This is a genomic window from Arthrobacter sedimenti, assembly GCF_042652025.1.
GTDB classification, from domain to species: Bacteria; Actinomycetota; Actinomycetes; order Actinomycetales; family Micrococcaceae; genus Arthrobacter; species Arthrobacter sedimenti.
Window position 1 is genome coordinate 207,263 of record NZ_JBHSDQ010000003.1, and the last position, 24,032, is coordinate 231,294.

Annotated in this window: 23 protein-coding genes; 19 read left to right on the forward strand and 4 right to left on the reverse strand. The window is 67.0% G+C overall.

The genetic code is table 11. The features are described 5' to 3' along the window. Positions 1-7: 7 nt before the first annotated feature. The 6 genes from aroC (at position 8) to nusB (ending at position 4,528) form a co-directional block, all read left to right on the forward strand. Positions 8-1,207, forward strand: coding sequence for a chorismate synthase (gene aroC / locus ACFO0G_RS09055; protein ID WP_286404410.1), 1,200 nt, complete (start codon positions 8-10; stop codon positions 1,205-1,207). After that, the gene (locus ACFO0G_RS09060; RefSeq protein WP_286397245.1) at positions 1,207-1,776 is read left to right on the forward strand and encodes a shikimate kinase; all 570 of its coding nucleotides are present in this window, start codon (positions 1,207-1,209) and stop codon (positions 1,774-1,776) included. Before aroC ends, ACFO0G_RS09060 begins: the two co-directional genes overlap by 1 nt. After that, entirely contained in the window at positions 1,773-2,864 is a 1,092-nt protein-coding gene (gene aroB / locus ACFO0G_RS09065; protein ID WP_286397242.1) for a 3-dehydroquinate synthase, read from the forward strand. The genes ACFO0G_RS09060 and aroB overlap by 4 nt, the downstream gene beginning before the upstream one ends. Continuing rightward, positions 2,864-3,382: a tetratricopeptide repeat protein gene (locus ACFO0G_RS09070; RefSeq protein WP_142133744.1), complete on the forward strand. Its 519-nt coding sequence runs from the start codon at positions 2,864-2,866 to the stop codon at positions 3,380-3,382. The genes aroB and ACFO0G_RS09070 overlap by 1 nt, the downstream gene beginning before the upstream one ends. A 172-nt stretch (positions 3,383-3,554) precedes the next feature. Continuing rightward, positions 3,555-4,118: an elongation factor P gene (gene efp / locus ACFO0G_RS09075; RefSeq protein WP_142133745.1), complete on the forward strand. Its 564-nt coding sequence runs from the start codon at positions 3,555-3,557 to the stop codon at positions 4,116-4,118. Further along, complete coding sequence (gene nusB / locus ACFO0G_RS09080) at positions 4,118-4,528, forward strand: transcription antitermination factor NusB (RefSeq protein WP_142133746.1); 411 nt, start codon at positions 4,118-4,120, stop codon at positions 4,526-4,528. Before efp ends, nusB begins: the two co-directional genes overlap by 1 nt. An 86-nt stretch (positions 4,529-4,614) precedes the next feature. On the opposite strand, the gene ACFO0G_RS09085 is transcribed toward nusB, so the two are convergent. Then, positions 4,615-5,889 carry a PrsW family intramembrane metalloprotease gene (locus tag ACFO0G_RS09085; protein WP_376977470.1) on the reverse strand — a complete coding sequence of 425 codons (1,275 nt, stop codon included), beginning with the start codon at positions 5,887-5,889 and terminating at the stop codon, positions 4,615-4,617. Between the two features lie 194 nt (positions 5,890-6,083). Here ACFO0G_RS09085 and pyrR point away from each other — a divergent pair, with 194 nt between their 5' ends. The 13 genes from pyrR (at position 6,084) to ACFO0G_RS09150 (ending at position 21,137) form a co-directional block, all read left to right on the forward strand. Beyond that, a complete protein-coding gene (gene pyrR / locus ACFO0G_RS09090; protein ID WP_286397236.1) occupies positions 6,084-6,671 on the forward strand; it encodes a bifunctional pyr operon transcriptional regulator/uracil phosphoribosyltransferase PyrR in 588 nt (195 codons plus the stop codon). Beyond that, positions 6,668-7,696 carry an aspartate carbamoyltransferase catalytic subunit gene (locus ACFO0G_RS09095; protein WP_286397233.1) on the forward strand — a complete coding sequence of 343 codons (1,029 nt, stop codon included), beginning with the start codon at positions 6,668-6,670 and terminating at the stop codon, positions 7,694-7,696. Before pyrR ends, ACFO0G_RS09095 begins: the two co-directional genes overlap by 4 nt. Beyond that, positions 7,696-9,036, forward strand: coding sequence for a dihydroorotase (locus ACFO0G_RS09100; RefSeq protein ID WP_286397230.1), 1,341 nt, complete (start codon positions 7,696-7,698; stop codon positions 9,034-9,036). The genes ACFO0G_RS09095 and ACFO0G_RS09100 overlap by 1 nt, the downstream gene beginning before the upstream one ends. Further along, positions 9,036-9,554 carry a PH-like domain-containing protein gene (locus ACFO0G_RS09105; RefSeq protein ID WP_286397228.1) on the forward strand — a complete coding sequence of 173 codons (519 nt, stop codon included), beginning with the start codon at positions 9,036-9,038 and terminating at the stop codon, positions 9,552-9,554. Before ACFO0G_RS09100 ends, ACFO0G_RS09105 begins: the two co-directional genes overlap by 1 nt. Further along, positions 9,535-10,848 carry a glutamine-hydrolyzing carbamoyl-phosphate synthase small subunit gene (gene carA / locus ACFO0G_RS09110; protein ID WP_376977131.1) on the forward strand — a complete coding sequence of 438 codons (1,314 nt, stop codon included), beginning with the start codon at positions 9,535-9,537 and terminating at the stop codon, positions 10,846-10,848. The genes ACFO0G_RS09105 and carA overlap by 20 nt, the downstream gene beginning before the upstream one ends. Continuing rightward, positions 10,848-14,162: a carbamoyl-phosphate synthase large subunit gene (carB, locus tag ACFO0G_RS09115; RefSeq protein WP_286397222.1), complete on the forward strand. Its 3,315-nt coding sequence runs from the start codon at positions 10,848-10,850 to the stop codon at positions 14,160-14,162. Before carA ends, carB begins: the two co-directional genes overlap by 1 nt. Beyond that, on the forward strand, positions 14,155-15,030 hold the full coding sequence (gene pyrF, locus ACFO0G_RS09120) for an orotidine-5'-phosphate decarboxylase (protein ID WP_286397219.1): 876 nt from the start codon (positions 14,155-14,157) through the stop codon (positions 15,028-15,030). Before carB ends, pyrF begins: the two co-directional genes overlap by 8 nt. A gap of 110 nt (positions 15,031-15,140) precedes the next feature. Then, entirely contained in the window at positions 15,141-15,458 is a 318-nt protein-coding gene (gene mihF, locus ACFO0G_RS09125) for an integration host factor, actinobacterial type (protein WP_200830713.1), read from the forward strand. A gap of 45 nt (positions 15,459-15,503) precedes the next feature. Then, positions 15,504-16,097, forward strand: a complete 594-nt coding sequence (gene gmk / locus ACFO0G_RS09130) for a guanylate kinase (RefSeq protein WP_376977135.1) — start codon at positions 15,504-15,506, stop codon at positions 16,095-16,097. A gap of 15 nt (positions 16,098-16,112) precedes the next feature. Then, the gene (rpoZ, locus tag ACFO0G_RS09135) at positions 16,113-16,373 is read left to right on the forward strand and encodes a DNA-directed RNA polymerase subunit omega (protein WP_003800778.1); all 261 of its coding nucleotides are present in this window, start codon (positions 16,113-16,115) and stop codon (positions 16,371-16,373) included. A gap of 38 nt (positions 16,374-16,411) precedes the next feature. Continuing rightward, a complete protein-coding gene (gene coaBC / locus ACFO0G_RS09140) occupies positions 16,412-17,647 on the forward strand; it encodes a bifunctional phosphopantothenoylcysteine decarboxylase/phosphopantothenate--cysteine ligase CoaBC (protein WP_376977137.1) in 1,236 nt (411 codons plus the stop codon). A gap of 109 nt (positions 17,648-17,756) precedes the next feature. Then, on the forward strand, positions 17,757-18,992 hold the full coding sequence (metK, locus tag ACFO0G_RS09145; protein WP_142133758.1) for a methionine adenosyltransferase: 1,236 nt from the start codon (positions 17,757-17,759) through the stop codon (positions 18,990-18,992). Positions 18,993-19,109: 117 nt separating this feature from the next. Next, entirely contained in the window at positions 19,110-21,137 is a 2,028-nt protein-coding gene (locus ACFO0G_RS09150) for a primosomal protein N' (protein WP_376977472.1), read from the forward strand. Here ACFO0G_RS09150 and ACFO0G_RS09155 read toward each other — a convergent pair. Genes ACFO0G_RS09155 through ACFO0G_RS09165 form a run of 3 tightly spaced genes read right to left on the reverse strand, consistent with a single transcriptional unit; the run spans position 21,134 to position 24,016 of the window. Then, positions 21,134-22,213: a glycosyltransferase family 4 protein gene (locus tag ACFO0G_RS09155; RefSeq protein WP_286397212.1), complete on the reverse strand. Its 1,080-nt coding sequence runs from the start codon at positions 22,211-22,213 to the stop codon at positions 21,134-21,136. The genes ACFO0G_RS09150 and ACFO0G_RS09155 overlap by 4 nt on opposite strands. Continuing rightward, positions 22,210-23,139, reverse strand: a complete 930-nt coding sequence (locus tag ACFO0G_RS09160) for an alpha/beta fold hydrolase (protein WP_376977140.1) — start codon at positions 23,137-23,139, stop codon at positions 22,210-22,212. The genes ACFO0G_RS09155 and ACFO0G_RS09160 overlap by 4 nt, the downstream gene beginning before the upstream one ends. Positions 23,140-23,146: 7 nt before the next feature. Continuing rightward, positions 23,147-24,016: an aldo/keto reductase gene (locus tag ACFO0G_RS09165; protein WP_286397206.1), complete on the reverse strand. Its 870-nt coding sequence runs from the start codon at positions 24,014-24,016 to the stop codon at positions 23,147-23,149. Between the last annotated feature and the right edge of the window lie 16 nt (positions 24,017-24,032).

The window sequence follows — 24,032 nt, forward strand, 5'->3', positions numbered from 1 at the left end:
GATGGAAATTATGCGTTGGTTGACTGCCGGTGAATCCCATGGCCCGGCTCTGATGGGAATTATTGAGGGCGTCCCCGCCGGTGTGGAAATCACCAGCGGCCACATCGCAGACTCTCTGGCCCGCCGCCGCCTCGGCTACGGACGTGGCGCGCGGATGAAGTTCGAGCAGGACGTCGTGACCATTCTTGGCGGCGTCCGGCACGGTCGTACCCAGGGAGGTCCGGTCGCCATCCAGGTGGGAAACACCGAATGGCCCAAATGGGAGCAGATCATGTCTGCCGATCCCGTGGACCCGGAACTTCTCGCCGACCAGGCCCGCAACGCGCCCCTGACGCGCCCGCGCCCGGGGCATGCAGACTTCACCGGCATGCAAAAATACGGCTTCGATGAGGCCCGCCCTGTGCTGGAACGTGCCAGCGCCCGCGAAACCGCCACGCGCGTGGCGCTGGGGACGGTGGCCGCGCAGTTCCTCAAGCACCTCGGCATCGAGCTGGTCAGCCACACGGTGTCCATCGCCAGCGTGACTGTGCCGGAAGGCCGTCCGCTGCCCGTCCCCAGCGACGTCATCGCGCTGGACACGGATCCGCTGCGCTGCTTCGACCGCGAAACCTCCGACGCCATGGTGGCCGAGGTGGACGCCGCGCACAAGGAAGGCGAAACCCTGGGCGGCGTGGTGGAGGTCCTGGCCTACGGCCTGCCGCCGGGACTGGGCAGCTACGTCCACTGGGACCGCCGCCTGGATGCCAGGCTGGCCGCTGCCCTCATGGGGATCCAGGCCATCAAGGGCGTGGAGGTTGGCGACGGTTTCCTGACGGCAGCACGCCGCGGCTCCGCCGCCCACGATGAAATCGTCCGCGACGGGGAGGGGCGGATTGTCCGCGCCAGCAACCGTGCTGGCGGCATCGAAGGCGGCATGAGCATCGGCGATGTCCTCCGGGTCCGGGCAGCCATGAAGCCAATTGCCACGGTGCCCCGCGCGCTGCGGACCATCGACGTCAGTACCGGCGAACCGGCCAAGGCGCACCACCAGCGCTCCGACGTGTGCGCAGTCCCGGCTGCCGGAGTGGTGGCCGAGGCCATGGTGGCCCTGGTCCTCGCAGAAGCGGTCATCGAGAAGTTCGGCGGTGACTCGGTGGCGGAGACCGCACGCAACATCAAGGGCTACCTGGACAGCATTCCGGCATCCCTGGACTCGATCGGCCAGTAGTGCTCCACCGCAGCAGTCCCGGAGCGGTTGGCAGCCGGCCGATCGTGCTCATCGGCCCCATGGCGGTGGGCAAATCAGCCATCGGCCAGCAGCTCGCCCAGCAGCTGGGTGTCCCTTTCATTGACACCGACGCCGTCATCGTTGCCGGCCACGGCTCGATCGCGGGGATCTTCGCCGGGCGGGGTGAGAATGCGTTCCGGGAAATTGAGGCCCGGACCGTCGCCGACGCCGTGGAGGAAGCCGAGGGAACCTCGACGGTGATCTCGCTCGGCGGGGGAGCGGTGCTTGACTCGGGCACGCAGCAGCTGATCAGCCGCTGCACCGTGGTGTACCTGGAGTGCGACGCCGACACCGTAGCAGACAGGATCGCCCGCAACTCCGGCCGCCCGCTCCTTGCCGGAGATGCGATGGGCCGCTGGACCGCCATGTTTGCCACCCGCAGGCCGGTCTACGAAAGGCTGGCCGACATCACCCTGGACGTCCGCCACGGCTCGATATCCGAGCTGGGCGGCCGGCTGGAAGCAGCACTGCGCAACCATGCAGCTGCCAAACAGGAAGTTGAAAAGTGAACACGCAATCAACAGTCATCAACGTCACCGGCGAAGGCGCCGGCAACAACTACGGCGTCGTGGTCGGCCGCGGCCTCCTTGGTGAACTTCCCGCCCTGCTCGGAGAACGCGTCCGCCGGGTCCTGGTAATCCACCCCCGCGCGCTGCGCCTCACGGGCGATACCGTCCGGGACGAACTCGCAGAAGCGGGTTTCACGTCCCTTACCGCGGAAATTCCGGATGCCGAGGAAGGCAAGCACATCCAGGTTGCCGCCTTCTGCTGGCAGGTCCTGGGCCAGAACGACTTCACCCGCTCCGACGCCATTGTCGCCGTGGGCGGGGGAGCGGTCACCGACCTCGCCGGCTTCGTTGCCGCCACCTGGCTGCGCGGGGTCAAGGTCATCCACATGCCCACCAGCCTGCTGGGCATGGTGGACGCCTCCGTGGGCGGTAAGACCGGCATCAACACCGCCGAAGGAAAGAACCTCGTGGGCTCCTTCCACCCGCCGGCAGCCGTCCTGGCCGACCTGGACACGCTGGACACGCTCCCGAAGAACGAGATCATTTCCGGCCTGGCCGAGGTCATCAAGTGCGGCTTCATCGCCGATCCCGCCATCCTGGACCTGGTGGAGAAGGATCCGGCCGCGGTGGTGGACCCCCGCTCCGACGCTCTCCGTGAGCTGATCGAGCGGGCCATCGCCGTCAAGGCGAAAGTGGTCTCCGAGGACCTTAAGGAGTCCGGGCTGCGGGAAATCCTGAACTACGGACACACCCTGGGCCACGCCATCGAACTCGTGGAGCGCTACTCCTGGCGGCACGGCGCCGCAGTATCCGTGGGCATGATGTTCGCAGCTGAACTCGCCCGCAGTGTGGGACGGCTCAGCGATGCCGACGCCGACCGGCACCGGAGCATCCTGGACGGCCTTGGGCTTCCGGTCACCTACCGGCGGGACCGGTGGCAGGGGCTGCTGGACGGCATGCGCCGCGACAAGAAATCCCGCGGCGACCTGCTGCGGTTCGTGGTGCTGGACGGCATCGCCAAACCCGGCATCCTGGACGTCCCGGACACCTCGCTGCTGTTTGCGGCCTACCAGGAGATTGCGTCCTGATGCAGGGCGACATGAGCGGCACCGCCGATTGGCCCGAAGCCGGCTTCCCGGGAATCCGCATCAACCCGGATACCCTGCAGCCGCAGATCGTCAACGAGGATGTGGTCCGGGAAACCCTCGCCGCCTCCACGGATCCGGCTGACCAGATCTTCGTGCTGCTGGTTGAGGGCCATGCGTCCGAGGCTGCCGAACTGCTGGCCGAAGCCCGGTTCAAAGACCCTGAATCCTTCCTTTTGCGCATCTTCGAAGCTGAAGTGCTGAGCGTCAGCCACCGGATGGACCGCGCTGTGGGCCTGTTCCGCCAACTCCTTGCCGAGGCGCACGGCACGCCGGGGGAGGCCCTGGCCCTCCAGTACCTGGGCAGGGCGCAGTACGCAGCCGGACAGACCTCCGCTGCGGTGGAATCCTTCTCCAAGGCACTGGACCTGCGGGTGGCGCAGTCGGCCGACGCCGCGCAGATCTATTCATCCACCGTGGCGCTCCAGCGGGCCCGGGACGTCCTGGACCTCGCCTGCTGAGGCCGCAGCCACGGGCTGCGGACAGGCTGCCCGGTATTTACCGGTAGAATGGTTGTGGAATTTTTGCATCCACGCGATTTTTGACAAACACGTGCAGGCGGGCCGTTGCGGCGTGCCCGCCCGGCATACAGCATCTGACCACGCGGCCAGACAAAGAAACCAGAGGAAACCAGTGGCAACCACTAACGACATTAAGAACGGAACGGTCCTGAAGCTTGAGGGCCAGCTCTGGAACGTCATCGAATTCCAGCACGTCAAGCCCGGCAAGGGCGGCGCCTTTGTGCGGACTAAGATGCGCAACGTGATGTCCGGCAAGGTTGTTGACAAGACGTTCAACGCCGGCCTCAAGATCGAGACCGCCACCGTTGACCGCCGCGACTACCAGTACCTGTACCAGGACGGCGCGGACTTCGTCTTCATGGACACCTCGGACTACGACCAGATCACCGTCTCCGGCGCCACGGTAGGCGATGCCACCAACTTCATGCTCGAGAACCAGATGGTCAACATCGCCATCCACGACGGCACCCCCCTCTACATCGAGCTGCCGCCGAGCGTTGTCCTCGAAATCACCTACACCGAGCCGGGCCTGCAGGGTGACCGTTCCTCGGCAGGCACCAAGCCCGCCACCCTGGAAACCGGCTACGAGATCCAGGTCCCGCTGTTCATCGAAAACAACACCCGGGTCAAGGTGGACACCCGCGACGGCAGCTACCTGGGCCGGGTCACCGACTAGTGAGCGCCCGCGGTAAAGCCCGCAGCAGGGCACTGGATGTTCTTTTCGAAGCGGAGCAGCGCTCTGTTTCGGCGTTCGACGTGCTCCGCGCACGCCGGGAAAAGACCGACCAGGTGGTCAACCCCTACACCCTGGAAATCGTCGAAGGAGTGCTGTCGCAGCAGGCAGCCATCGATGAGTTCCTGGAGACTTACTCGCAGGGCTGGAGCCTGGAGCGCATGCCGTCGGTGGACCGCATCATCCTGCGCATCGGCACCTGGGAACTCCTCTACAACGACGACGTCCCTGACGGCGTGGCGGTCAGCGAGGCAGTTGCGCTGGCCAAGACGTTGTCCACGGACGAGTCCCCGCAGTTCATCAACGGCCTCCTGGGCCGGCTGCAGCAGCTGAAGCCTTCTCTCCTGGCCTAGGCTGCTCCGCAGGACAAACAATCTGCAGGACCAGCAAGAGAACCCCGCCGTTGGCGGGGTTCTTTTGCGTTGGCCGTGGCAGACGCTCACGCGGCCACGGACTCCCGCAGGGCGAGGATCCGCTGGAGCTGCAGCCTTTCCTCGGCCTGGTTGAGGGGAACGTCGCGCCCGCTCAGGATCCGCTGGCGGGTGTTGGCCAGCTGGGTGGCCGCCTTCAGGAGCTGCTTCATCTGCTGCTTCCTGCCCGCACCGGCCGCCCACGCCAGGGCTGTCCGCCGGCCCCCGTGCGTGGCCAGCAGTTGCACCTCAGCCGGCGTGAACCAGCCCGCGGCGGAATACTCCAGCAGGCGCTGGCGGGTCAGGCGTTTCTCGGCCACCCGCAGGAAGATGATGCCGGCCACTGCCAGCACGAAGATCGGCACCTGGACCACGATGTAGTCCAGCAGGAATCCCTGTCCCATGCTGTTCCACCTGTTGTGCAGGAACATGGCCGGCAGCAGGCCAATGACAAATGCGCCGATCGACGCGCCGGTGTGCCAGCGCCTGGCGGCGAAGCCCATGATGAGGCCGGTGGTACCGGTAAAAATCGCATGGGCGAAGGGGGACATGACGCCGCGCAGGAAGAAGACCTGGGCCAAGCCGCTGGCCGGCGACGCCGACTCGGCGATGGCCCGGCCGAAATAGAGGATGTTCTCGGTGAACGCGAACCCGCCGGCGATGGTGAAGGCGAACACGACGCCGTCCACCGGCCCGTCGAACTGCCGCCGGGCCGCCAGCAGGAGGATGAGCAGGCCCAGCGACTTGGCGAACTCTTCAACAATGGGCGCCTGAACGGTGGCCATGTACGTCTGTAGGTCAGGCTGGTCCGTGAACTGGAAGGCGATCACGAAGAACGGCTGGATCAGCAGAGTCACGGCAACTGACACTGCGGCGCCCCACGTGAACGCGAAAAACAGGAGCCGTTTGGGTTCCGGCTCCCACCTGTCGATGATGTGCACGGCCGTCAGGACCACCGCCAGCGGGACCAGGGACGCCAGGAAACCAATCAGGAACCCCGCGGCCCCGGTGTTGGACAGAAGGAACGGCACCACCAGGAACAGGCTCAGGAAAGCCAGCACGCCGCCGGCAACGCTCAAACCCAGCAGCCCGCTGCGGGCGCGCGATGCCTGCAGCACTGTTCCCTGTGCGTGCGGCGGAACCATGCCCGCCAGCGGCTGGCCCTGGTGCCCCGGTGCCGCCCGGTAGTGTTCCGGCTGCACCTGCCCCATCCAGCTTGGATTCGCTTCCTGCGGCAGGGGCGGCCCACCGGCACCGCGGTAGGGGTCGTCGGGAAGTCCGGATGAAGGGTGCTGCGAATACATCGGCATACCCGAAAGCCTAAGCGGGGGCTTCCGCGCCACAAAGGAAGTGGGCTTTGTTTCCGTCCGGCGGCCCGTGGATGTGACCAGCACCGCGTTGATCCCGGGCCGGCGCGGCTGGACCGTGTGGTAATTTTGAACAGCAATCATTCCTTTTTTAATTCCGTCCTGTGAGGCGGGGAAAGGGGAGACGAGCGTTGACATCTGTCACCAGCGCACCGGTTCCAGCCAGGGTTGTCCTCAACCAGGCGGACATTGACCGGGCCCTCACTCGTATCGCCCACGAGATCCTCGAAGCCAACAAGGGTTCCCGGGACCTGGTCCTGCTGGGCATTCCCCGCCGCGGTTACCCGCTGGCTGTCCGGCTTGCGGAAAAAATCGCCGCCGCGGACAACACCGTTGATGCCGCGGCCATCGTAGGGCAGCTTGACGTCACCATGTTCCGGGACGACCTTTCCCATCAGGGGACCCGCCCGCCGTACCCCACCAGGCTGCCGCGTACCGGCATCGACAACAAAGTGGTGGTGCTCATCGACGACGTCCTCTACTCCGGACGCACCATCCGCGCCGCCCTGGACGCACTCGTGGACCTCGGGCGGCCGCGCATCGTCCGGCTTGCCGTCCTGATTGACCGGGGCCACCGCGAACTTCCCATCCGCGCGGACCACGTGGGCAAGAACCTGCCCACGTCCTCCGCCGAAAAGGTCCGGGTCCGGCTGGAAGAAACGGACTCCTCCGCTGTCGGAAGCCCGGTCAACGAAGTCGTGATCGAGGGGGGCGCATGAAACACCTCCTGTCCACCGGGGACCTCAGCCTTTCGAACGCCATCCGCATCCTGGACACCGCCGAGGAGATGTCGGCCGTGGGGGAGCGGGAAGTCAAGAAGCTCCCCGCGCTGCGTGGCCGCACCGTGGTCAACCTCTTCTTCGAAGACTCCACCCGCACCCGGATCTCCTTCGAAGCCGCGGCCAAGCGGCTGTCGGCCGATGTCATCAACTTCGCCGCCAAGGGATCATCCGTCTCCAAGGGCGAATCCCTCAAGGACACCGCCCAGACGCTGTCCGCCATGGGTGCGGACGCCGTCGTCATCCGCCACTGGGCCTCGGGCGCGCCCCACCGCCTCGCCGCCACTGACTGGATCGACGCGGCGGTCATCAACGCCGGCGACGGCACCCACGAACACCCCACCCAGGCCTTGCTCGACGCCTTCACCATGCGCCGACACTGGGCCCGCCTCGGCGGCACCGGCTCGGAAGGAACGGACCTCAAGGGCATGCGGGTGGCCATCGCAGGCGACGTGCTGCACTCCCGTGTGGCACGCTCCAACGTCTGGCTGCTGCGCACGCTCGGCGCGGAAGTGACCTTGGTGGCCCCGCCCACGCTGCTGCCGGTCGGCGTCGACAAATGGCCCTGCAGCGTCAGCTATGACCTCGACCAGACGCTGGCCAACGGCGTCGATGCCGTGATGATGCTCCGGGTCCAGGGCGAACGCATGAACGCTTCCTTCTTCCCCAGCACCCGCGAATACTCCCGGCGCTGGGGCTTCGACGACAACCGGCTGCGGGCTTTGGACGACCTTGGCATGACGGACACCATCATCATGCACCCCGGACCCATGAACCGGGGCCTGGAGATCAGCGCCGCCGCCGCCGATTCGCCCCGTTCCACCGTCCTGGCGCAGGTCCGCAACGGCGTATCCGTGCGGATGGCCGCGCTGTACCTGCTGCTCTCCGGAGACACCCGGGAACCAGCCGCACACCGGGCACCGGCCTACGCCGCCGCAGCCCCTTCCACCAAGGAGAGCAACTGATGGCAGCCAACACCGGAACGTACCTGATCCAAGGCGCCGCCATCCTGGGCGGCGAGCCCGCGGACCTGCTGATCCGCGACGGCATCATCGCCGAGATCGGCCATGGCCTGTCCGCTGATGGCGCCACCGTCATCGACGCCGCCGGCCTGGTGGCGCTGCCCGGCATGGTGGACGTCCACACGCACCTGCGCGAACCGGGCCGCGAAGACGCCGAAACCGTCGAGACCGGCACCCGGGCCGCTGCGCTGGGCGGCTACACAGCCGTGCACGCCATGGCCAACAGCACCCCCGTGGCCGACACCGCCGGTGTGGTGGAACAGGTCTACACGCTGGGTCTTGCAGCCGGCTGGGTGGATGTCCGCCCGGTAGGTGCCGTCACCGTCGGCCTGGCAGGGGAGCAGCTGGCTGAACTCGGCGCCATGGCCGATTCCCGCGCCCGGGTCCGGATGTTCTCCGACGACGGCATTTGCGTCCACGACCCCGTGCTCATGCGCCGCGCCCTCGAGTACGTCAAGGCGTTCGACGGCGTGGTGGCCCAGCATGCGCAGGAACCCCGCCTCACCGCCGGGGCACAGATGAACGAGGGCGACGTCTCCGCCGTCCTGGGCCTGACCGGGTGGCCCGCGGTGGCGGAGGAAAGCATCATTGCCCGGGACGTCCTGCTGGCCCAGCACGTGGGCTCCCGCCTGCACGTATGCCACGTTTCCACGGCGGGCTCGGTGGAGATCATCCGCTGGGCCAAGGAGCGCGGCATCGACGTCACGGCGGAGGTCACCCCGCACCACCTGCTGCTGACCGACGACCTGGTGCGCAGCTACGATCCCGTGTTCAAGGTCAACCCGCCGCTGCGAACCGATGCCGACGTCCAGGCATTGCGTGCGGGGCTGGCAGACGGCACGATCGACGTTGTGGGTACCGACCACGCACCGCACCCGAGCGAGCACAAGGAATGCGAGTGGGCGCAGGCTGCCATGGGCATGACCGGGCTGGAGACCGCCCTGTCCGTGGTCCAGCACGCCATGATCGAAACCGGCCTGATGAGCTGGGCGGACTTTGCCAGGGTCACCTCCACCGCGGCCGCGAAGATTGGCCGGCTGGCTGACCAGGGCCGGCCCATCGAGGCCGGGGAACCCGCCAACCTCATCCTGCTTGATCCGGCGGCCCGCTGGACGGTGGACCCCTTCCAGATGGCCACCATGGGCCGCAACTCGCCGTTCAAGGGAAGGGAACTGCCGGGCAAGGTGGTGGCCACCTTCTTCAAGGGGCACCCCACTGTCCTGGACGGCACCCTCAACACCCCGCACCCGGACGCCGCCGCAACCCCGGCGGGCGCTGCCTGATGGAAAAGATCCTTCCCGGACTTGCCATGCTGGCGGTTATCGCCGTCGTCTTTGTCCTTCTCGGCGTGGGCTGGCGCAACCGCCTGAAGCGCCAGTCCGACGTCGAGCAGCTGCCCCAGGTGCCCGCCGCTCCCGGTGAGCCGACCGCCGCTGCCGACGGGCAGTACGTGGCCACCACTACGGCAGGTGATTGGCTTGACCGGATCGCGGTGCACGGGCTGGGCATCCGCACCAACTCCACCCTCGAGGTGTACCCGCACGGCGTCATCTACGGGCGGTCCGGCGCACCCGCGCTGTACATCCCCGCGGCCTCCCTGACTGAAGTCCGCCAGGACAGCGGCATGGCGGGGAAGTTCGTGGAGAAGGACGGCCTCCTGGTGCTCGGATGGACGCACGGCGCGCATGAACTGGATACCGGCTTCCGGACCCGCCGCGCCGCGGACAAGGACGTGCTGTACCAGGCCCTTCAGGATTTGATTTCGTCAGCCCCAGCGGCTGGTGCCACCAGTGGAAAGTAAGACAGTGAAAGCGAATACATTGACAGCAACCACCTCCGCTCCTGTATCGGCCCCAGCTGCGCTGGTTCTCGAAGACGGGCGTATTTTCCGCGGCACCAGCTACGGCGCCACGGGCACCGCCCTGGGCGAGGCCGTCTTCGCCACCGGCATGACCGGCTACCAGGAAACCATCACCGATCCGTCCTACGCCCGCCAGCTGGTGGTGCAGACGGCGCCGCACATCGGCAACACCGGCGTCAATGATGACGACGCCGAGTCCCGGCGCATCTGGGTGGCGGGCTATATCGTCCGCGACCCCGCACGCCGCCCCTCCAACTGGCGCTCGGAGCGCTCCCTGGACGAAGAGCTGGTGGCCCAGGGCATCGTCGGCATCCAGGGTGTGGACACCCGTGCCATCACCCGGCACCTGCGCGAGCACAAGACCATGCGCGCCGGCATCTTCTCCGGTGAGGCCGCCCAGGTCACGGACAAGGAATTGGTCGACGCCGTCCTGGCCAGCGCCCCCATGGAGGGTTCGCGCCTGGCCGAGGAGGTTAGCGTTGACGCAGCCTATGTGGTGGAACCGAAGGACCACGGCTGGGACGGCGATCCCCGCTTCACCATCGCGGCGATCGACCTCGGCATCAAGGCCATGACCCCCGTCCGGTTCGCCGAGCGCGGCGTCCGCGTCCACGTGCTGCCCGCCACCGCCACGCTGGAAGACGTCAAGGCGGTCAACCCGGACGGCTTCTTCATGTCCAACGGCCCCGGCGACCCCGCCACGGCCGACGCGCAGGTCAAGCTGCTGCGCTCGGTCCTGGACGAAAAGTTGCCCTACTTCGGCATCTGCTTCGGCAACCAGATCCTGGGCCGGGCACTGGGCTTTGGCACCTACAAGCTCCGCTACGGCCACCGCGGCATCAACCAGCCGGTGATGGACCGCCGCACCGGCAAGGTGGAAATCACCTCCCAGAACCACGGTTTCGCTGTGGACGCCCCGCTGGACGGCGCAACCCAGGCACCCGAGGAGCGCTACGGCCGCGTGGAAGTAAGCCACGTCAGCCTGAACGACGACGTCGTGGAAGGCCTCGCCTGCCTCGACATCCCCGCGTTCTCCGTGCAGTACCACCCCGAAGCGGCAGCCGGACCCCACGACGCCGCCTACCTGTTCGACCGCTTCATCGAACTGATGGAGGGCACCCGGGACGGCCGGAGCGCAAACCTGTCAAAGGAACCGGTGGACTCAGCGCACTCCGCCGGGGCCGAACCGGCAACGCCGAAAAATTCCGACAACAAGACTGAGGACAAGAAGTAATGCCGAAACGTACAGATCTCAAGAGCGTCCTCGTCATTGGTTCCGGCCCGATCGTCATCGGCCAGGCCGCCGAGTTCGACTACTCCGGCACCCAGGCACTGCGGGTCCTCAAGGAGGAAGGCCTCCGCGTCATCCTCGTGAACTCGAACCCGGCCACCATCATGACCGACCCCGAGTTCGCCGACGCCACCTACGTCGAGCCCATCACCCCCGAGGTGGTGGAGAAGATCATCGCCAAGGAACGCCCGGACGCCGTGCTGCCCACCCTGGGTGGCCAGACCGCGCTGAACACCGCCATCGCACTGGACAAGAACGGTGTGCTGGAGAAGTACAACGTGGAGCTGATCGGCGCGAACATCGCCGCGATCGAGCTCGGCGAGGACCGCGAGAAGTTCAAGGGCGTCGTGGAGCGCTGCGGCGCCGAGTCCGCCCGCAGCCACATCATCCACACCATGGACGAGGCACTGACGGCCGCCGTCGACCTCGGCTACCCCATGGTGGTCCGTCCCTCCTTCACCATGGGCGGCCTGGGCTCCGGGCTGGCCTACAACGAAGAGGACCTGCGCCGCATCGTCGGCCAGGGCCTGCAGTACAGCCCCACCAGCGAGGTGCTGCTCGAAGAGAGCATCCTGGGCTGGAAGGAATACGAGCTCGAGATGATGCGGGACAAGAACGACAACGTGGTTGTCGTCTGTTCCATCGAGAACTTCGACCCCGTAGGCGTGCACACCGGTGACTCCATCACCGTTGCCCCGGCGCTGACCCTCACCGACCGCGAGTACCAGAAGCTGCGCGACGTGGCCATCGCCGTCATCCGCGAGGTGGGCGTGGACACCGGCGGCTGCAACATCCAGTTCGCCATCGACCCCAAGACCGGCCGTGTGGTGGTCATCGAGATGAACCCGCGCGTCTCCCGCTCCTCAGCGCTGGCGTCAAAGGCCACGGGTTTCGCCATCGCCAAGATCGCCACCAAGCTCTCCCTGGGCTACACCCTGGACGAGATCCCCAACGACATCACGCAGAAGACCCCCGCGTCCTTCGAGCCGACCCTCGACTACGTGGTGGTCAAGGTCCCGCGGTTCGCCTTCGAGAAGTTCCCCGCGGCAGACAACACCCTCACCACCACCATGAAGTCCGTGGGCGAGGCCATGGCCATGGGCCGCAACTTCACCGAGGCCCTCCAGAAGGCCCTGCGCTCCCTGGAACAGAAGGGCTCGCAGCTGGACTTCAGCTCCGTCCCCGAATACGAAGTCGCGGAGCTGATCGAAAAGGCCAAGCGCCCCACCACCGAGCGGCTGCACCAGGTCCAGCGCGCCCTCCTGGGCGGTGCCACCGTGGAACAGCTTTTCGAGGCCACCAAGATCGATCCCTGGTTCCTGGACCAGCTCGAACTCCTCAACGAGGTCTCCCGCGAGATCCGCCAGGCCGGCGCCCTCACCAAGGAGATGCTGCAGCGCGCCAAGCGCCACGGCTTCTCCGACGAACAGATCGGCGCCCTGACGCACAACTCCGAGGCAGTGGTCCGCGGGGTGCGCCAGGCCCTGGGCATCCGCCCGGTCTACAAGACCGTGGACACCTGCGCCGCCGAGTTCGCCGCGTACACCCCGTACCACTACTCGGCCTACGACGAAGAGGACGAGGTTGCGCTGCACTCCAAGCCGTCCATCCTCATCCTCGGCTCCGGCCCCAACCGCATCGGCCAGGGCATCGAGTTCGACTACTCCTGCGTGCACGCGTCCATGGCGCTGCGCAAGGCCGGCTACGAGACCGTCATGGTCAACTGCAACCCGGAAACCGTCTCCACCGACTACGACGTCTCCACCCGCCTGTACTTCGAGCCGCTGACGCTCGAGGACGTCTTGGAAGTCATCGCAGCCGAGGAACGCACCGGCGGCGTCATGGGCGTCTTCGTCCAGCTCGGCGGCCAGACCCCGCTGAAGCTGGCCCAGCAGCTGGCCGACGCCGGCGTGCCCATCCTGGGCACTTCCCCGGAGGCCATCGACCTCGCCGAGCACCGCGGGGCGTTCTCCCGGGTCCTGGACAAGGCCGGGCTCGTCTCGCCCAAGAACGGCACGGCGGTTTCCTTCGAGGATGCCAAGACCATCGCCGACGAGATCGGCTACCCCGTTTTGGTCCGCCCCTCCTACGTGCTGGGCGGCCGCGGGATGGAGATCGTCTACGACGAGCCCAACCTTTCCCGCTACATCGCCAACGCCACCGAGATCACCCCGGACCACCCGGTCCTGATCGACCGGTTCCTGGAGGACGCCGTCGAAATCGACGTCGATGCCCTCTTCGACGGCACCGACATGTACCTGGGCGGCATCATGGAACACATCGAGGAAGCCGGTATCCACTCCGGCGACTCCGCCTGCGTCCTGCCGCCCATCACCCTGGGGAGCAACGTCGTCGAACGCGTCCGGACCGCAACCCGTGCCATCGCTGAAGGCGTGGGCGTGCGCGGCCTGATCAACATCCAGTTCGCCTTGGCGTCCGACGTCCTGTACGTCCTGGAAGCCAACCCCCGCGCGTCCCGGACCGTGCCGTTCGTGTCCAAGGCCACCGGCGTGCAGATGGCCAAGGCTGCTGCCCTCATCGGCGCCGGCGTGACCATCAACCAGCTGCGCGGCGCCTACAAGATCCTGCCGGAAGCCGGCGACGGCTCCACCCTGCCGCTGGACGCCCCCGTGGCCGTCAAGGAAGCAGTGCTGCCGTTCAGCCGGTTCCGCACCATCGAGGGCAAGGTGGTGGACTCGCTGCTCGGACCCGAGATGCGCTCCACCGGCGAAGTCATGGGCATTGACAAGCACTTTGACACCGCGTTCGCCAAGAGCCAGGCCGGCGCCAACAATGCCCTGCCCACCGAGGGCAAGGTGTTCGTCTCCGTGGCCAACCGGGACAAGCGCGCCGTCATCATGGCGGTCAAGCGGCTCTCGGACCTCGGCTTCGAGATCGTCTCCACCGGCGGCACCGCCGACGTCCTGCGCCGCAACGGCCTGCAGGCCACGCCGGTCCGCAAGGTGGCCGAGGGCAGCAGCGCGGAGGGCGAGGGCACCATCGCGGACCTGATCGTGGCCGGCGAGATCGACATGGTCTTCAACACGCCCTCGGGCGGGGAGGCCCGCAGCGACGGCTACGAAATCCGCGCTGCGGCCACGTCCATTGGCATTCCGTGCATCACCACGGTGGCCGAGTTCAACGCCGCCGTCCAGGCCATCGAAGCCATGCGCACCTACGAATGGTCCGTCACCAGCCTGCAGGAGCACGCGGCAGCGCTTGCGGAGTCGCAGAAAGCGGCCCTGCAGCATGCCTGAGCAGGTTCCCGGCACGCCTGCACCCAGCCCCGGCCGGGAGTCCTTTGGCTCCCGGCTCGGCGCGGCCATGGCCGCGCGCGGCCCGCTGTGCGTCGGCATCGACCCGCACCCGGCGTTGTTGAAGAGCTGGGGTCTGGACGACGACGCCGCCGGGCTGAGGCGCTTTTCCCTCACTGTCCTGGAGGCGGTGGCTCCGCTCGCTGCCGCGGTCAAGCCGCAGGTGGCGCTGTACGAGCGCCATGGATCCGCGGGCATCGCGGTGCTGGAGGAGGTCCTGGCTACCGCACGGGATGAATCGGTTCTGACGATTGCCGACGCCAAGCGCGGAGACATCGGGTCCACCATGGCTGCCTACGCCGACGCCTGGCTCCGTGACGGGTCTCCGCTGGCGGCCGATTCCGTCACGCTCAGCCCTTACCTCGGCTTTGAGTCCTTGCGCCCCGCGCTCGACCTGGCGGCAGGGACCGGCCGCGGTGTCTTTGTGCTGGCCCTGACCTCCAACCCGGAGGGCGCCTCCGTCCAGCACGTGGGCGGAAAGGACTCCGTGGCCCGCAGGATCACGGCCGCAGCGGCTGCCGAGAACTCGCGGTATGCAGAAAGCCTGGGATCCGTGGGCCTGGTGGTGGGTGCCACCGTCGGGAGCGCCTTGGCGGACCTGGACCTGGATCTCGCGGCCGTGCGCGGCCCCATCCTGGCACCCGGGCTCGGGGCGCAGGGGGCTACGCCGGCGGACCTTCGGGCCACCTTCGGTGCTGCCTACCCATTGGTCCTGGGAACGTCCAGCCGCGACATCCTGTCGGCGGGACCGCAGGTCCGTGGCTTGCGCAACGCTGCCCTGCGCACCCTGGAAGGGCTGCGGGGACAATAGCCTGCAATTGCCCCGATGCATTGATTCACGCTGCACCAGAGGGTAGTTTCAGGACAGGTCCAAGGGCGGCCGCCCTTGGATGAAATCCGCCGACTTCGGGGGTGTCCGTGATGGTCCTGCGACCCTTATCTGCGTCTGAACGGGCCGATGCCCTGGGCAAGGCGGCAGCAGCCAGGGCCACCCGGGCCGCCGCCAAGGAAAGCCTTCGGAACGGCGACAGGTCCGCGGCGGACATCATCAGTTCGGCCCTGGAGGACGACGCTTTGGCCCGGATGAAAGTCTCCGAGCTGCTTGAAGCCCTTCCCGGCATCGGGAAGGTACGGGCGGCGGCGATCATGCAGCAGCTGGGTATTGCAACGTCCCGCAGGGTCAGGGGCCTGGGCGTCCACCAGCGCCGGGCGCTGGTAGATTTTATAGACGAGCATTGAGGCAGGCAGCGCCTGTCTTTCCCCCAACTGCGGCAAAAGGAATACGTGAGCAAGAAACCTGGACTGACAGTCCTCGCAGGTCCGACGGCTGTTGGCAAAGGCACCGTGTCCACCTACATCCGTGACAACTACCCCGAGGTGTGGCTTTCCGTCTCAGCCACCACCCGCGCGCCCCGGCCCGGGGAGGTGGACGGCGTTCACTACTTCTTCAAGTCCAAGGAGGAGTTCGAGCAGCTCATTGCGGCTGGTGAACTCCTGGAATGGGCGGTTGTCCACGGCCAGAACACCTACGGCACCCTGAAGAGCACCGTCAACCGGGCCATCGACGAAGGCCGGTCCGTGCTGCTGGAGATCGACCTGCAGGGCGCCCGCCAGGTCAAGGCAGCCGTCCCGGACGCCCAGTTCGTCTTCCTCGCACCGCCCACCTGGGACGAAATGGTCCGCCGGCTGGTGGGCCGGGGCACGGAAACACCGGACGAACAGCAGCGGCGCCTGGAAACCGCTAAACTGGAACTTGCTGCTGAACCGGAGTTCGACCACACCGTCATCAACGACGACGTCCGCCGGGCAGCGGACGAGCTTGTTTCACTCATGGGGCTGACACCGCATCCACACCTGCCGGAACCGTCAGCCCGCTAGGAATTTGGAGAATTCGTGTCCACGAACCTTGAAGGCATCATCAACCCGCCGATCGACTCGCTGCTCGAAGCAGCCGACTCCAAGTACGGCCTGGTGATCTTCGGTGCCAAGCGCGCTCGTCAGATCAACGCCTACTACGCCCAGCTGCACGAGGGCCTGTTCGAATACGTCGGACCCCTGGTCGACACCAAGCTGAACGAAAAGTCGCTCTCGATCGCACTGCGCGAGATCAACGAAGGCAAGCTGGTCTCCACGCCGATCGAAGCCGCAGAGTAAACCTGCTGCTGAACTGACTTGCTGTTGACGGAGGTCACGTGCGCATAGTCCTCGGAGTCGGGGGAGGGATCGCCGCCTACAAGGTGGCATCGCTCCTCCGGCTTTTTACTGAAGCCGGCCATGACGTCACCGTGATCCCCACGGAGGCGTCCACCCGCTTCATCGGAACCGCCACCTGGGAGGCGCTGTCCGGCAACCCCGTGAGCAACAGCGTCTTCGACGACGTGCACCTGGTCAACCACGTCCGGCTTGGCCACGAGACCGACCTCGTGGTGGTGGCACCCGCCACGGCAGACCTCCTGGCGAAAGCTGCCACGGGCCAGGCCGGGGACCTGCTCACCAACACGCTGCTGATGGCACGCGGCCCCGTGCTGTTCGCCCCCGCCATGCACACGGAGATGTGGCAGCACGCCGCCACCCGCGCCAACGTCGAAACCTTACGCTCCCGCGGCGCCGCCGTCCTGGAACCCGCCTCCGGCCGGTTGACCGGCGCAGACTCAGGACCGGGAAGGCTGCCCGAGCCCCAGCTGATCTTCGACGCGGCCATGGCACTGGTGCCGGGACAGTCCAACTACCAGCTCCCGCTTGCCGGCCGCACCGTGACCATCAGCGCCGGCGGCACCCGCGAACCGCTGGACCCCGTACGCTTCCTCGGCAACCGGTCGTCCGGCAAGCAGGGCGTGGCCCTGGCGGTCGCCGCCCGGAACGCAGGCGCCACCGTGCGGCTGCTGGCCGCCCACATGGACGTTCCGCCGCCGGCAGGCGTGGAAGTCGTCCGCGTGGAAACTGCCCTGCAACTCCGCGAAGCTGCACTGGCTGCCGCTGCCGGGTCCGACGTCGTCATCATGTCCGCAGCCGTAGCCGACTTCCGCCCCGCCGAGGTCTCGGACACCAAGATCAAAAAGCGCGACGACACTGCAGATCCCGTCGTTACCCTGGTCCGCAACCCGGATATCCTGCAGGAACTCGTGGAGCAGCGGAATGCGGGCTATGCCCAATCCGGGCAGCTGATCGTAGGATTCGCAGCCGAGACCGGGGACAGCCAGGGGGACGTCCTGGCCTATGCGGAGGCAAAACTGCAGCGGAAAGGCTGCGACCTGCTGGTGGTCAACCACGTGGGCACGGACAAAGTCTTCGGGCAGGACTCCAATTCGGTGGTCATCCTTTCGCGCTCAGGCTCCGAACCACAGGAGGCCTCGGGATCCAAAACCGAGGTTTCGGAAGCCATCATCAGCCGCATCAGTTTCGAACTGAACCACGTTGCCTCAAACTGAACGTGTTTCGCCCTTGGCCCGAGTGTTCCTGGCCACGTTCGCTTAGCACAGGGACATCTATCGACTTCTCCCTGACGGGAGTACCAACACCAACCAGTAAGGTAGTTGAGTGACTTTACCGCTGCACCTTCCCCACACCCATGGGGCCACGCCCTCCGCGCTCCGGCTCTTCACGTCCGAGTCGGTCACTGAAGGCCATCCGGACAAGATCTGCGACCAGATCAGCGATGCCATCCTCGACGCGCTGCTGTCCGCCGACCCCGAGTCCCGCGTGGCCGTGGAGACCATGGCCACCACCGGCCTGGTGCATGTGGCCGGCGAAGTCACCACCGACGCCTACGTCGAAATCCCGCAGATTGTCCGCGAGACCATCCTGGGCATCGGGTACGACTCCTCGGCCAACGGGTTCGACGGCGCCCGCTGCGGCGTATCCGTTTCCATCGGCCAGCAGTCAAACGACATCGCCGGTGGCGTCTTCAACTCCCTCGAGGCCCGCGAGGGCCGCCAGGAGGACGACTACGACCTCCAGGGCGCCGGCGACCAGGGGCTGATGTTCGGCTACGCCAGCGACGAGACCCCGTCCTACATGCCCACCCCCATCTGGCTGGCCCACCGGCTTTCCGAACGCCTGACCGACGTCCGCAAGACCGGCCAACTGGCCTACCTCCGCCCGGACGGCAAGACCCAGGTCACCGTGGGCTATGACAAAGACGTTCCGGTATCCGTTGAGACCGTGGTGATTTCCAGCCAGCATGCCGAGGGCGCAAGCCTTGAGCAGCTGCGCGCCGACCTCGCCGCCGTCGTGATTGAACCGGTCCTCGCTGCCGCCAACCTGGATATTTCCCGCGCCGCCAACATCCTCAATCCCGCCGGTGAGTTCGTCATCGGCGGCCCCGTGGGCGACGCCGGCCTCACCGGCCGCAAGATCATCGTCGACACCTACGGCGGCATGGCACGCCACGGCGGCGGCGCCTTCTCCGGCAAGGATCCGTCCAAGGTGGACCGCTCCGCCGCGTATGCCATGCGCTGGGTCGCCAAGAACGTGGTGGCCGCAGGCCTGGCGAAGCGCGCCGAAATCCAGATCGCCTACGCCATCGGACAGGCGCGGCCGGTGGGAACCTACGTGGAGACTTTCGGCACCGAGACCGTGGATCCGGCCCGGATCAGCGAAGCCATTGCCGAGATCTTCGACCTCCGTCCCCGGGCCATCATCGACGCCCTGGACCTGAAGCGGCCCATCTATGCCAAGACAGCCGCCCACGGCCACTTCGGCCGGGATGAACCCGATTTCACCTGGGAGCGCCTGGACCGGGTTGACGATCTGAAGGCGTACTTCAACGCCTAATGTCAGTGCCCGGTGCTTTGCTGTCCGTGTCGAACCGGTAGCTGAACGGAGGTAACTGTCGTGGTTCCTGACAGCTCCGTCCAGCCCACCCTGCTGCAGGGTTTTCCCGCACGCAAAATGCCCGGCGGCGTTACCCTCGCCCGGTGCCTGCCGGTGGCGCGGGTCCTGGTTGAGTCCTCCCTGCCACACCTGGACCGCCCCTTCGACTATGCCGTCCCGGAGCCGCTGGACCAGGCTGCCCAGCCTGGAACCCGGGTGAAGGTCAAGTTCAATGGCCAGGACCTCAGCGGATTCCTCCTTGAGCGGGTGGAGGAGTCCGACTCCGGACACACCTTGGTTCCCTTGGCGAAGGTTGTGTCCCCGGTCCAGGTCCTCACGCCCGCCGTCAGGGACCTTGCCACCGCCGTTGCTGCCCGTTACGCCGGTACGGTCAGCGATGTCCTCCGCTTGGCGGTGCCCCCGCGGGTGGCCAAGCTGGAAAAGGACTACCCCGACCCGCTGGGTGCAAAGGAGGCGGTTCCTGCGCCCGAAGCTGCCGGAACCCCCGCCGTTTCCGCCTGGCGTGAGTACCGCACAGGTGCTGCGTTCCTGCGGCACCTGGCTGGCGGGGGATCGCCCCGCGCCGTCGTCAACCCCCTGCAGGGGTACGGTCCCGCGGGCTGGCCGGACCTGCTGGCCCAGGCCTCTGCTGCCGCCTACACCTCCGGTAGGGGCTCGGTGCTGGTGGTACCCGACTACCGGGACCTGGACCGGCTCGAGGAAGCGCTCGAAAGGCTGGTCCCGGCCGAGGCGGTGGCCCGGCTCACCGCCCACGACGGGCCCACCCCGCGGTACCGCAATTTCCTCCGACTCTTGGCCGGCACTGCGAAGATCGCCATCGGCACAAGGTCCGCCGCCTTCGCGCCTGTTCAGGACCTGGGGCTGGTGGCCTGCTGGGACGACGGCGACGATCTTCACATCGAGCAGCGCGCACCATACGCCCATGCCCGGGAGGTCCTGCTTCTGCGGGCCGAGCAGGAAGGCGCTGCCTGCCTGCTTGCAGGCCATGCCCGCAGCACCGAAGTGCAGCGGTTGGTGGAAGCCGGCTGGGCCGTCCCGGTCGAAACCGAGCGTGGAACCCTCCGCAGGACCGTTGCCCGCGTCGTCAGCACTGCCGACAGCTTCGAACAGGCGCGGGATCCACTGGCCACCCTCGCCCGCCTCCCGCACGCCGCGTGGCAGGCGGCCAAAGAAGGACTGGAGCGCGGCCCTGTGCTGGTGCAGGTGGCCAGGGCAGGCTATGCGCCCTCGCTGGTATGCGAAACGTGCCGTGCACCGGCTCGCTGCGCCCACTGCCAGGGACCCCTGGCGCTGGGTGGAACATCAGCGCTGCCGCAGTGCCGCTGGTGTTCCACCCCGGCACCGGACTGGAGGTGTTCCCACTGTGGGGGCAGGCGGCTGCGCAAGGGCGCCACCGGGGTTCTGCGCACTGCCGAGGAGCTTGGCCGAGCATTTCCCGGCACCACAGTCATCACGTCCTCCGGCGACCAGGTGAAGGCCAGGGTGGGGGCGGGCAAGGCGCTGGTGGTGGCCACCGTCGGCGCCGAACCTGTCGCAGAGGGCGGTTATGCTGCTGCCCTGCTCCTGGACGGCGATTCCCTGCTCCGCCGCGAAACCCTCCGTGCAGGAGAAGACACCGTGCGGCGCTGGTTCAATGCTGCAGCGCTGGTCCGTCCCGCCCCGGACAAGGGGCTGGTGGTGGTTACGGCCTCGGACGCGGCAGCAACCGGCGCCCTGCTGCGGTGGGACCCGGCAGGTTACGCCCAGCGCGAGCTGTCCCTCCGGATGGAGCTGCAACTGCCGCCGGCTGTGCGGATTGCTTCCGTGACGGGGCCGCGGGCTGCCGTGGAACACTACACCGGTGCCGTGGAAGCCGACCTCGCACGCGCCGGCATAACGCTGCGCACTGCGGGCCCGGCGCCGCTGCTGCTGACTGCACCGCCCTCCGGCAGGCGCTCAGCCGAGGACGTACGGACCCTGCTGTTCTTCCCTTACGGCCAGGCGGCCGCCGTCGTCCGCGTCCTCAGGGTCACCCGGGCAGCCGTAGCAGCCAAACGGACCACCGACCCGGTGCAGCTCCGCCTCGACGGTGTCGACGTGCTTTAGGTCCGGCGCCTTTTCGCCATGACTTCGTGGGCCGCGTCCACCAGCTGGCGTGCCGATTCGTCCCAGCTGAATTCGCTTGCCCGCGCAATGGATCGCCGGGACATGTCCTGCCAGTGCGCGTCATCCTGCAGGCGCGCCACCGCGTCGGCGAATTGCTTCGGGGACTCCGGGTCCACGTAGAGCGCTGCGTCCGCACCAACTTCCCGGAAAATCGGAATGTCGCTGGCGATCACCGGGGTGCCAAGCGCCATGGCCTCGACCAGGGGAAGCCCATACCCCTCGGCCCTGGAGAGGCTCACCAGTGCGGTGGCCCGCCGCAGCAGGGCGTCATACTCCGCATCCGTCACCCCGTTGTGGAACACCACCGAGGCGCCCGGCGGGATGATTTGTTCCAGCTCGGCGCGCCGCTGCGGCGTTATGCGGCTGAGCAGGTGCAGGGTGTAGCCGGGCAGGCCGGCCATGCCCGCCACCATGGTGTCCACGTTCTTGTACGGCATGAACGAGCCCATGTAGATGATCGTCTTGTCAGTACCATCGTCCGGGTTGCGGGGTTCCTGGGCCGGCTGCGGGGCGTTGGCGATGATGCGCACGGGCCGGCGCGTCAGCCGGTACTTGGCCATCAGCGCCTCGGTGGTGCGGCTGATGGTGGCCACGATATCGGCGCGGTTGAGGAGCAGGCGCTGCGGCCAGAACGCCTTGTGGTATAGCCGCCAGAGCAGGCGCACGGGTCCGGGCAGGAAGCCCGGGGGAGTGGGGTGCTCGTAGTAGATGAGGTCGTGCAGCGTAAGGATGAGGCCGTACTTGCGGCCCCACGTGCCCATGGTCTGCATGGGGCACACCACCACGTCCGCTCCGATGCCGTTGACCGTCCGGGCGACGAACAGCTCACGGGGGGAGAGCGGGCTGCTGATGAGCGTGTACGGAACGTCCGGAAGGAGGGCCAGTTGCCGGACATCGGAGACCAGCATGGACACGTCGGCGATCTTCGCCGTGGCAGCAATCAGGCTTGCTCCGTAGCGGCTGATGCCGTCGTGGTGGTCGGTGCGGGTGAAACGTGCATCGATGACAATCTTCACGCGGGGTGGTCCTTCAGGAAGCTGCGGATGTAGCGGGCGGCCGGTTCCGGCGTTTCGTAGTGGATCAGGTGTCCGACGCCGGGTATCACCTTCAGCTGCCCGTCCGGCAGCAGGGCCAGGAGGCGGTGCTGGTTGGGAAGGGTGGCAATTTCGTCTTTTTCGCCGGCGATCAGCAGCACGGGAAGTTCCAGGCGTTCGGCCACCTCTGCCACATGGTTGCTGACGGAGGCGGTGAAGGACTCCAGCAGGCTGTCCCGGTCGGCGAAGGAACTGAAATAGGCGTGGTGCTGGCCATGAATGAAGGCGCGCAGCTCCATGTCGCGCGTCTTGGCCATGGTTTCGCTCATCACCCGCACGATCAGCGGATTGCGCAAAAGCGCCAGGCCCGGCTTCCGGGGGAGGCGTGCCGCCAGCCGGTAGTAGAGCACGGCCAGCCGGGTCATCACGCCTTTGGGTCCTTCCAGCGCCGGGGCGGCGATGGGGTTGACCAGGATCAGGGGCTTTACGGCATCCGGGTTGTTGGCTGCGAAGTGTGACGCCACGATGGAGCCGAAGGAATGTCCCAGCAGCACGGTGTCCGGTCCCAGGCCCTGGGACGCCATGAAATCGGTGATGAACTGCCCGTAACGCTCCACTGAGTGCGCGTCCTGGACAAAGGCGTCTGAACTGCCAAAGCCGGGCAGGTCCGGCATGATGATGCGCATGTCCGGGAGCTGGTCCGCGACGCGCAGGAGCCCGTGGTGGTCGCCGCGGAATCCATGGACCACCAGGATGGTCCGGGTATCCGGCGTCTCTTCGAGGGGCTGGTAGGTCCAGAAGGCCACCGTTACGCCGTCGAGGATCACCGTGGAGGCGGACGTGCGGGCGGCGAGGCCGGGACTCAGGTACTTGGGCGCAGGGGATGTTTCCGGGTTCACGGTATCCATGCCGGGCCTAGTTGACGTTGTCCGGATGGGAGCCGGTCCGCTGCCCGCGATCCAGCTCCTTGATGGCCACCAGATCGCGCTCTGAAAGCTCGAAATTGAAGACGTCGAGGTTCTCCCGGATCCGCGCTTCGGAGCTGGCCTTGGGAATGGCGATATTTCCCAGCTGCATGTGCCAGCGGAGGATCACCTGCGCGGGCGTTTTGCGGTGCTCGGCGGCGCAGGCCTGGATGACGGGGTCGGCAAGGACCTGGCCGCGGCCCAGCGGGCTCCATGCTTCCGTGCGGATTCCGAGTTCCGCGTGCTTGCTGCGCAGTTCTTCCTGCTGCAGCCAGGGGTGAAGCTCAATCTGGTTGACGGCGGGGACCACTTCAGCGCTTTGCAGCAGGCGGTCCAGGTGCGCCGGCTGGAAATTGCTGACGCCAATGGCGCGGACCCGGCCTTCGCGGTACAGGGTTTCCAAGGCGCGGTAGGTTTCGGGGAACAGGCCGCGGCGCGGACAGGGCCAGTGGATCAGGTACATGTCCACGTAGTCCAGGCCCAGGTTGACCATGGAGTCGTCGAAGGCCCGCAGGGTTGCATCGTAGCCGTGGTGGTCATTCCACACCTTCGTCGTGACGAACACGTCTTCCCGGCCAAGCGGCGGAAACAGTTCCCCGGAACCACCATTGCCTTCCCCGGCGCCCAGCTGGGAACTGATGCCCCTGGCCACCCCGGTTTCGTTGCCATACATGGCGGCCGTGTCGAAGTGCCGGTACCCGGCGGCGAGCGCGGTGGCTACCAGGCCTTCCGCGTCTTTTGCCGGCACCTTGTAGAGCCCGAAGCCGAGCTGGTCTATCAGCACGCCGTTGTTCAGGCTGAGTCGGGGTGAGGTTCTCATGGCATCGACTCTACCC

Coding starts and splice junctions, on each gene's coding strand:
- ACFO0G_RS09150 (WP_376977472.1), top strand. CDS start 19,110: ATGCCCGGCGGCGTTACCCTCGCCCGGTGCCTGCCGGTGGCGCGGGTC.
- ACFO0G_RS09095 (WP_286397233.1), top strand. CDS start 6,668: ATGAAACACCTCCTGTCCACCGGGGACCTCAGCCTTTCGAACGCCATC.
- ACFO0G_RS09165 (WP_286397206.1), bottom strand. CDS start 24,016: ATGAGAACCTCACCCCGACTCAGCCTGAACAACGGCGTGCTGATAGAC.
- mihF (WP_200830713.1), top strand. CDS start 15,141: ATGGTCCTGCGACCCTTATCTGCGTCTGAACGGGCCGATGCCCTGGGC.
- ACFO0G_RS09105 (WP_286397228.1), top strand. CDS start 9,036: ATGGAAAAGATCCTTCCCGGACTTGCCATGCTGGCGGTTATCGCCGTC.
- ACFO0G_RS09085 (WP_376977470.1), bottom strand. CDS start 5,889: ATGTATTCGCAGCACCCTTCATCCGGACTTCCCGACGACCCCTACCGC.
- carB (WP_286397222.1), top strand. CDS start 10,848: ATGCCGAAACGTACAGATCTCAAGAGCGTCCTCGTCATTGGTTCCGGC.
- pyrF (WP_286397219.1), top strand. CDS start 14,155: ATGCCTGAGCAGGTTCCCGGCACGCCTGCACCCAGCCCCGGCCGGGAG.
- ACFO0G_RS09100 (WP_286397230.1), top strand. CDS start 7,696: ATGGCAGCCAACACCGGAACGTACCTGATCCAAGGCGCCGCCATCCTG.
- ACFO0G_RS09160 (WP_376977140.1), bottom strand. CDS start 23,139: ATGGATACCGTGAACCCGGAAACATCCCCTGCGCCCAAGTACCTGAGT.
- ACFO0G_RS09070 (WP_142133744.1), top strand. CDS start 2,864: ATGCAGGGCGACATGAGCGGCACCGCCGATTGGCCCGAAGCCGGCTTC.